The sequence below is a fragment of the Thiocystis minor genome, from assembly GCF_016653465.1.
GTDB classification, from domain to species: Bacteria; Pseudomonadota; Gammaproteobacteria; order Chromatiales; family Chromatiaceae; genus Chromatium; species Chromatium minus.
In genome coordinates this window covers 1-6440 of sequence record NZ_NHSQ01000114.1, presented here as the reverse complement: position 1 = coordinate 6440, position 6440 = coordinate 1, and the positions used below count along the sequence as shown (strand labels likewise).

Sequence of the window (6440 nt, the reverse complement as noted above, 5' to 3'; positions counted from 1 at the left end):
GCGGTAGCGAAAACGCGCGCCGGAGACCTCCAGCGCGCCGGAGATGAGCCCCGGATGCTCGCGGCTCTCGACCGCTTCCGGACAGGCATTGAGCAGCGGGCGCGCCCGCTCCATCTGCGGCTGAATGGCCAGGAGCTGGGTCAGGACCTGGGTCATCTCGGTCATGCCCGCCGCGAAACGCTGAAAGGCGATCAGGAGCGCGGCGAAGGCGCCGAGCGCGACCAGCGACTCGGCCTCGGAGGGCTTGCCGATCGCCAGCACGAACAAGAAGAGACCGGAGAGCGCGAAGACCTCGTTCAGCGTCGCCTGGGTCGCACCAAGTCGTTCGGCGCTGATCCGGCGCCGGCGACCCTGCGCGAACAGGTCGGCCCAGCGCGCGAAGGCGCGGTCCTCGGCGGCCGCCAGGCGGATCTTGGTGACCCCCAGGATGAGTTGCAGCAGGGTGCTGTTGATCTCGCCGTTGATGGCCGCGAGCGGTCGCTCCTGACGCAGACGCCGCGCCAGCAGCAGGGCGCTGCCCGTCACATAGATGAGCACGGCCAGACTGGCCCAGAGCGCCAGGTGCGCGTCATAGAGGAACATCAGCACGAAGCTGAAGACCGAGAAGACGCCGCTCATGATGGCGTTGGCGCTGGCCGTGGAGATCAGGCTCTGGATCTGGGTGATGGCGCCCACGCGGGTGGCTAGCTCACCGGCGGAATAGCGCTGGAAGAAACTCAGCGGCAGCCGCAGCAGACGGTCCATCAGGGCCGATTGCAGCGAGCGGCCAAGGTGCGCCTCGATGCGCGCATAGCCGAGCAGGCTGATGTAGGTCAGGACGAAGCCGGTGACGCCCAGGACCGCGAGCAACAGGCCCATCTCGATCAGGCGCCCGGTTTCGTGGTCCGGAATCACCTGATCGATCATCAGGCCGGTCGCCACCGGGATCGCCATGCCGAGCAGACCCAGCATGGCCCCGGTCGCCAGGGTCGCGGTCAGATCCGGCGAACGCCCAAACAGCCCGAACCGGAAGAGGTCCCGATAGCCGATGGAGCGGGCCGGCAGCGAGCCGCTCAACTGATAGGCCGTGTCGCCGACCCGCTCGAAGGGCGGCGGTGCGTCGCCCGTTGGGTCGATGATCCGCGGGCGTCCGCGCGCATCGAACCGCAGTACCAGCGGCTGGCCGCTGTCGCGATCGAAACCGAGCAGGGTGCCGAAATCGGACGTCCACCAGCGGCGGCGCAAACTGACCGCGCGCACGCGGAACCCGCTCGCGCGCGCCAGATCCGTGAGGATCGGCGGCGGGCCTGTCCCGTCGCCGCCAGCGCTGGGCGGCAGACGCACCGCGAAGCCCTGATCCTGCCCGATGAGGCGCACCGCCGCGACCAGGGGCGGCTCGTTCAGCGGTGCGCCGATCCGGTCGGAGCGCACGTCCACCGCCGCCATCAATTGCCCCAGGCCCTGCAATCGCTTGGCCGTGGTGGCGGTCATGCGCGCGCGCAGACGGTTGTGTTCGTCGACATCGGCGAGACGCAGATTCATCACGCCGATCTCGAACAGCAGCCGGTGCAGCGCCGTCAGGCCCGTCCAGGCAGCGCCATCGAGCAGGGCCACGCGGGTGTCGACGGCCGCCAGCGCCTGGTCCTTCAGGGACATGAGCCAGCCGTCCGGAGACAGCGGAAACAGCCGTTCGGTCGCGTCCTCCGCCAGTTCCTGCATGTCGAGCAGCAGACAGTCGCTCGGCGTGACCCGGACCCAGCCCACCCCGCCGCGCACCGTGAAGCGTCGGCCTGCGCGCACCGAGAGGGGCGCGCCTGACAGCCCATCGCCTGAACTGGCCTCAACGGGCGTGATCTGGTGGTCGATGTCCGGGCGCGGGGTGACCCAGCGGGCCATGCCGCGCATCAGCGCCTGGACCCAGCGATCCAGCGCCGGCGCCACCAGCGCGGCGCCCTCGGGCGTGGCGGCGAGCCCTTCGATCGACGCAGGCGCGACCTCCAGGATCTCCGTGCCGATCGGTCCCACCGCCAGCAGGCCCAAACCCATGCCGACCCGTGCCGAATCGATCCCCAGGATCAGTCCGCCCTGAGGCACCGTCGCAAAATGATGGCGCGCGCCGACCAGTTCGCCATCGCGCAGCGCGACCAGAAAGAGATCCACGCTGCCGTTCAGCACCAGCGCCGCGCGGCTGGGCTCGTCGAAGCGGCGCGGTGCATTGCCCGCCAACCCCTGGCGTGTGCCGAGCGGCGCGAGAGCCTGCTCCAGCAAGGTTGAGTCGGTGACGAGTCCAGGTCGATCCGTCATGTTTCAATCAACCGCCGATAGGCACCGTCCTCGGCGATCAGCGCCTCATGGGTGCCACGTTGCAGGATGCGGCCTCGATCGAGCACGATGATCTCGTCGCAGTCGCGGATGCTGCTCAGACGATGGGCGATGATCAGACAGGTGCAGCCGCGCCGCAACAGGTTGTCGATCACCGCCTTCTCGGTCACGGCATCGAGCGCGCTGGTCGCCTCGTCGAGGACCAGGATCGAGGGATTGCCAACCAGCGCGCGGGCAATCTCCAGACGCTGACGCTGACCGCCGCTGAGGTTGCGTCCATTCTCTTCGAGCCAGGCGTCATAGCCGCCGGGCCGGGTCATGATCAGCTCATGGATCATGGCGTCCTCGGCGGCCGCGACCATCTGAGCGTGCGGCATGGTGTCGTCCCACAGCGTGATGTTGTCGCGGATGCTGCCCTCGAACAGCACGATCTCCTGATCGACCACGGCCAGCGAATTGCGCAGGATGTCGCGCGGCAGCTCATGCAGCGGCACGCCATCGAAACGGATCGCGCCGGCGCGCGGTTCCATGAGTCCGGAGACCAGACGGCCGACCGTGGACTTGCCGCTGCCCGAGGCCCCGACCAACGCGACCCGGCTACCGGGGGCCATGTCGAGCGAGAACCCCTCGATCAGCGGCGGCTCCAGCGGCGCGTAGCCAAAGGCGACCGCATCGAGCGTGACGCAGCCGCTCAGGCGCTTCAGTCGTGTCGTGGTCGCGCGTTCCGGGGCCGTCGCGCTCCGGTCATCGAACTCGCTGGCCTGGGGGTAGCGCAGGGTATCGTCGATCTGCGCGAGGTTGCCGCGCTGATCCTGCAACTGGGTGGCCGCGTTCACCAGGGCCGCGACCGGCTGGGTGAAGAGACCCGCGATCACCGAAAAGGCCACCAGCATGCCGATGCTGAAATCCTCGATCATGGTGTAGTAGCCGCCCACCACCAGCACGGCGGCCGTCGTCAGGGTGGCGGTGAGCGTCTGAGTGGCCGCGATCAGTGCGGTGCGCCGCACGCTCTTCTGCTCGGCATTGACATAGAGTGTGTGCAGACCGGACCACTTGGCGAAAAAGAGGTCATCGGTGCCGGTCGCCTTCAGGGTCTCCATCATCCGCAGTCCCTGCATGACCTTGCTTTGCATCTTGACGAAGGCCATCGCGACCTTCTCCGAGACCTCCTTGAGCGACTCCTGGAGGACGCGAAAGAGCAGCACGTTGACGACCGACAGCCCCACGCAGATCAGCGTCAGGGTCAGGCTGTATTGCAACAGCAGCAGGGTCAGCAGCAGCAGGAGGGCCAGATTGATCGTGACCTCGGCGAGCATCCGCGACAGCCCATAGGCCAGCACGTCGGCCAGACCGATGCGGCTGCTCACCATGCCGGCGTAGCGTTGCACGAAAAAGGGCACCGGCAGACGCAAGACATGCCAGACCAGCCGCGTCGAGAGGACGACGGACAGCCGCGCGCCGATCCGGGCGACCAGCGTCAGCCGGAGATAAGAGAGTAGCGCGAGCAGCGGCACCGTCACCGCGAGTACCGCCAGCAGCGGATAGACCCAGGCATCGAGCCGGCCGATCAGGATCTTGTCCAGATAGATCCGCTGCAGGGCCGGCATCAGCATCATGAAGACCGCCATCAGTGCGCCGGCGAGCAGCACCAGCGCGATTGGGCGCAGGGTGGTGCGGGTCATCTCCAGGAGTCGCGGCAGCAGCGGTTGCGGTCGTCCACCGCGCTGGAAGTCCGCTCCTGGCGTGAAGGCGAGCAGGATGCCCGAGAACATCCCGTCGAACTCCTCGGGGTCCACCACCCGCCGCCCGCCGCCCGGATCGTTGATCCGAAACCCCTGTTTGACGACCCCCTCGAACACCACGAAGTGGTTCATGTTGACGAAGAGAATGGCCGGCACTGGCAGGTTCGCCAGCTCGGCGGGCTCGCGCCGCTGCCCCTTCGCCTCCATCCCCAGTGAGCGCGCGGCCTTCAGCAGATTGACCGCCTTGCTGCCATCGCGCGAGACCCCGCAGAGCACCCGCAGTTCCTCCAGCGGCAGCCAGCGCCCGTGATAGGCCAGCACCATGGCGAGCGCAGCGGCGCCGCACTCCAGCGCCTCCATCTGCAGGATGGTCGGGGTCTTGACCGGACGCTGGCGCTTCATCGCACGGCGGCCCGATACCCGCCGAGCAGGATCGCTTTCAGCATGCCGGGCGTCGTCAAGATTGCGTGCCCGGACGGTCCGGTGACCGGCAGGAATCGCCATGCGGGACTCGGGTCATTGAGTGGCTTTGCATCCTGGCGGAAACGGGATAATGTATCGACATTGATGCTACAAGAGAGGACTGACATCATGCAGGTGTTGGTGAAGAAATGGGGCAACAGCGCGTCCGTTCGTATTCCCGCCGCAGTCATGGAGGCGGCTTGTCTGAAACTCGACGATCCGGTCGACGTGCGTGAAGAAAATGGCCGCATCGTTATCGAACCCTTGGCGCGCAAGGCCTATGATCTCGATGCCTTGTTGGCCGCGATCACGCCAGACAACCAGCACGCCGAGGTGAAAACCGGTCCGGCCGTTGGCCATGAGGCTTGGTAATGCCGCGCGATTACGTACCGAATACCGGTGATATCGTTTGGTTGCACTTCGATCCGCAGGCCGGACATGAGCAGGCAGGGCATCGTCCGGCGCTGGTGCTGAGTCCATCGGCCTACAACGGCAAAACCGGCCTGATGCTCTGCTGCCCCCTGACCACGCAGGTCAAGGGCTACCCTTTCGAGGTGTGCATCTCCGGCAAAACGGACAGCGCGGTACTGGCTGATCAAGTCAAGAGTCTCGACTGGCGGGTCCGGCAAGCCAAGCGCAAAGGGACTGTCAGCGCTGCCGAACTCGCCGAAGTGCGGGCCAAGATCATCGCGCTGGTTGGCACGCCCTGACTCCACCTCAATCCAACCTTGGCACACTGAGGCCGTCATCTTGTCGCGGCCCGATACCAGCCGAAAACATGATCGAAGACCGGGAACAGCAGGCTGATCAGGTGGGTGCGTCCGACCACCACCTCGGTCTGGGTCAGGATGCCCGGCTGGATGCTGACCGCCGGCCCCTTGCCGGACGACCAGACATAGCCGCTCGGGTTGACCGGGCTCGGGCGCAGCTCGACCTCGATCTCCAGCGGCGGGCCGGCGGCCAGGATCTTGTCCACCAGCACCTCGTTGCGCAGCCGGTTCATCAGACTGGCCCGGTTCGAGGGCAGCTCCGCGACCCGGATCACGGTGCCGAGCAGATAGCCGTCGAGTTCACGCTTGACGGTCGAGAGCGCGACCCGCGCCTCCATGCCGGTCTGGATGCGCTTGCCGTCGGCGGCGGGCACGAAGGCCATCGCCTTGACGCCGCGCGGATCGCCCTCAACCGAGGACAGCAGACGCGCGATTGCCTGCCCTGGGGTCAGCGGATCGCCCTCGCTAACGCTGACCTCGACCACCAGACCGGCCGCCGGCGCCCTCGCCAGACGGTCGCGCTCGTACTCCCGACGCAGATTCCCGGCCTGATCGCGCAGCAGGTCCGCCTGCATCCGGGCCTGATCGAGTTCTCGGCGCTGTTGATTGCGCGTCGATTCGTGCTCCACCTCCAGCTCCGTCATCTGATTGCGGATCGTGTACATGTCGTTTTCCAGCTCGCCTAGCCGCGCCTGGCTTTCGATCAGCGACTCGGTTGAGATCGCGCCCTTTTCGCGCAATTTCGACATGCCCTCGTTGAGCTTGAGCAGGATCTGGTGCTGCGCCTCCAGACTCGCCAGATGCTCCCGATAGGCGCGCAGCAGACGCGCCTCCTGTTCATCGGCCAGTCGCCATTGCGCCTCGCTGGAGCGCTGGAGCATGTCATGGTAGTCGAGGGCCTGCTCGGCCTCCGTGGCGGCGCTTTGCCATTGATCGAGCAGGTCGGGGCGTCGGATCTCGGCCACCGGCGCATCCTTGTCGACGACATCGCCCGGCCGCACCAGCAGGCGCTCGATCCAGCCGGTATCGGGCGAGGTCACGACCCCGACGCCAGCAGTCGAGAGCAGCACGCCCTCGCCGCCAACCCGCTCGGGCGCGGTGGCGAGGATGCTCCAGAGGACACCGGCGAGCGTCACCGCCGCGACCAGACTCAGACCCAGAACGT

The 6440-nt window shown here is 67.0% G+C and carries 5 protein-coding genes; 2 read left to right on the top strand and 3 right to left on the bottom strand.

Annotation, left to right across the window (positions count from 1 at the left end):
* Both CCR95_RS16260 and CCR95_RS16255 read right to left on the bottom strand, forming a co-directional pair.
* On the bottom strand, positions 1-2283 hold a 2283-nt coding region (locus tag CCR95_RS16260), incomplete at its 3' end, for an ABC transporter transmembrane domain-containing protein (protein ID WP_201096198.1).
* A complete protein-coding gene (locus CCR95_RS16255) occupies positions 2280-4547 on the bottom strand; it encodes an NHLP family bacteriocin export ABC transporter peptidase/permease/ATPase subunit (protein WP_201096197.1) in 2268 nt (755 codons plus the stop codon). The genes CCR95_RS16260 and CCR95_RS16255, both read right to left, overlap by 4 nt.
* A gap of 87 nt (positions 4548-4634) precedes the next feature.
* Here CCR95_RS16255 and CCR95_RS16250 point away from each other — a divergent pair, with 87 nt between their 5' ends.
* Together CCR95_RS16250 and mazF are read left to right on the top strand one after the other, a co-directional pair.
* Positions 4635-4877 carry an AbrB/MazE/SpoVT family DNA-binding domain-containing protein gene (locus CCR95_RS16250; protein ID WP_201096196.1) on the top strand — a complete coding sequence of 81 codons (243 nt, stop codon included), beginning with the start codon at positions 4635-4637 and terminating at the stop codon, positions 4875-4877.
* Entirely contained in the window at positions 4877-5215 is a 339-nt protein-coding gene (gene mazF, locus CCR95_RS16245; RefSeq protein WP_201096195.1) for an endoribonuclease MazF, read from the top strand. The genes CCR95_RS16250 and mazF overlap by 1 nt, the downstream gene beginning before the upstream one ends.
* Positions 5216-5250: 35 nt before the next feature.
* On the opposite strand, the gene CCR95_RS16240 is transcribed toward mazF, so the two are convergent.
* The coding region (locus tag CCR95_RS16240) for an NHLP bacteriocin system secretion protein (protein WP_201096194.1) at positions 5251-6440 on the bottom strand (1190 nt) is incomplete at its 5' end.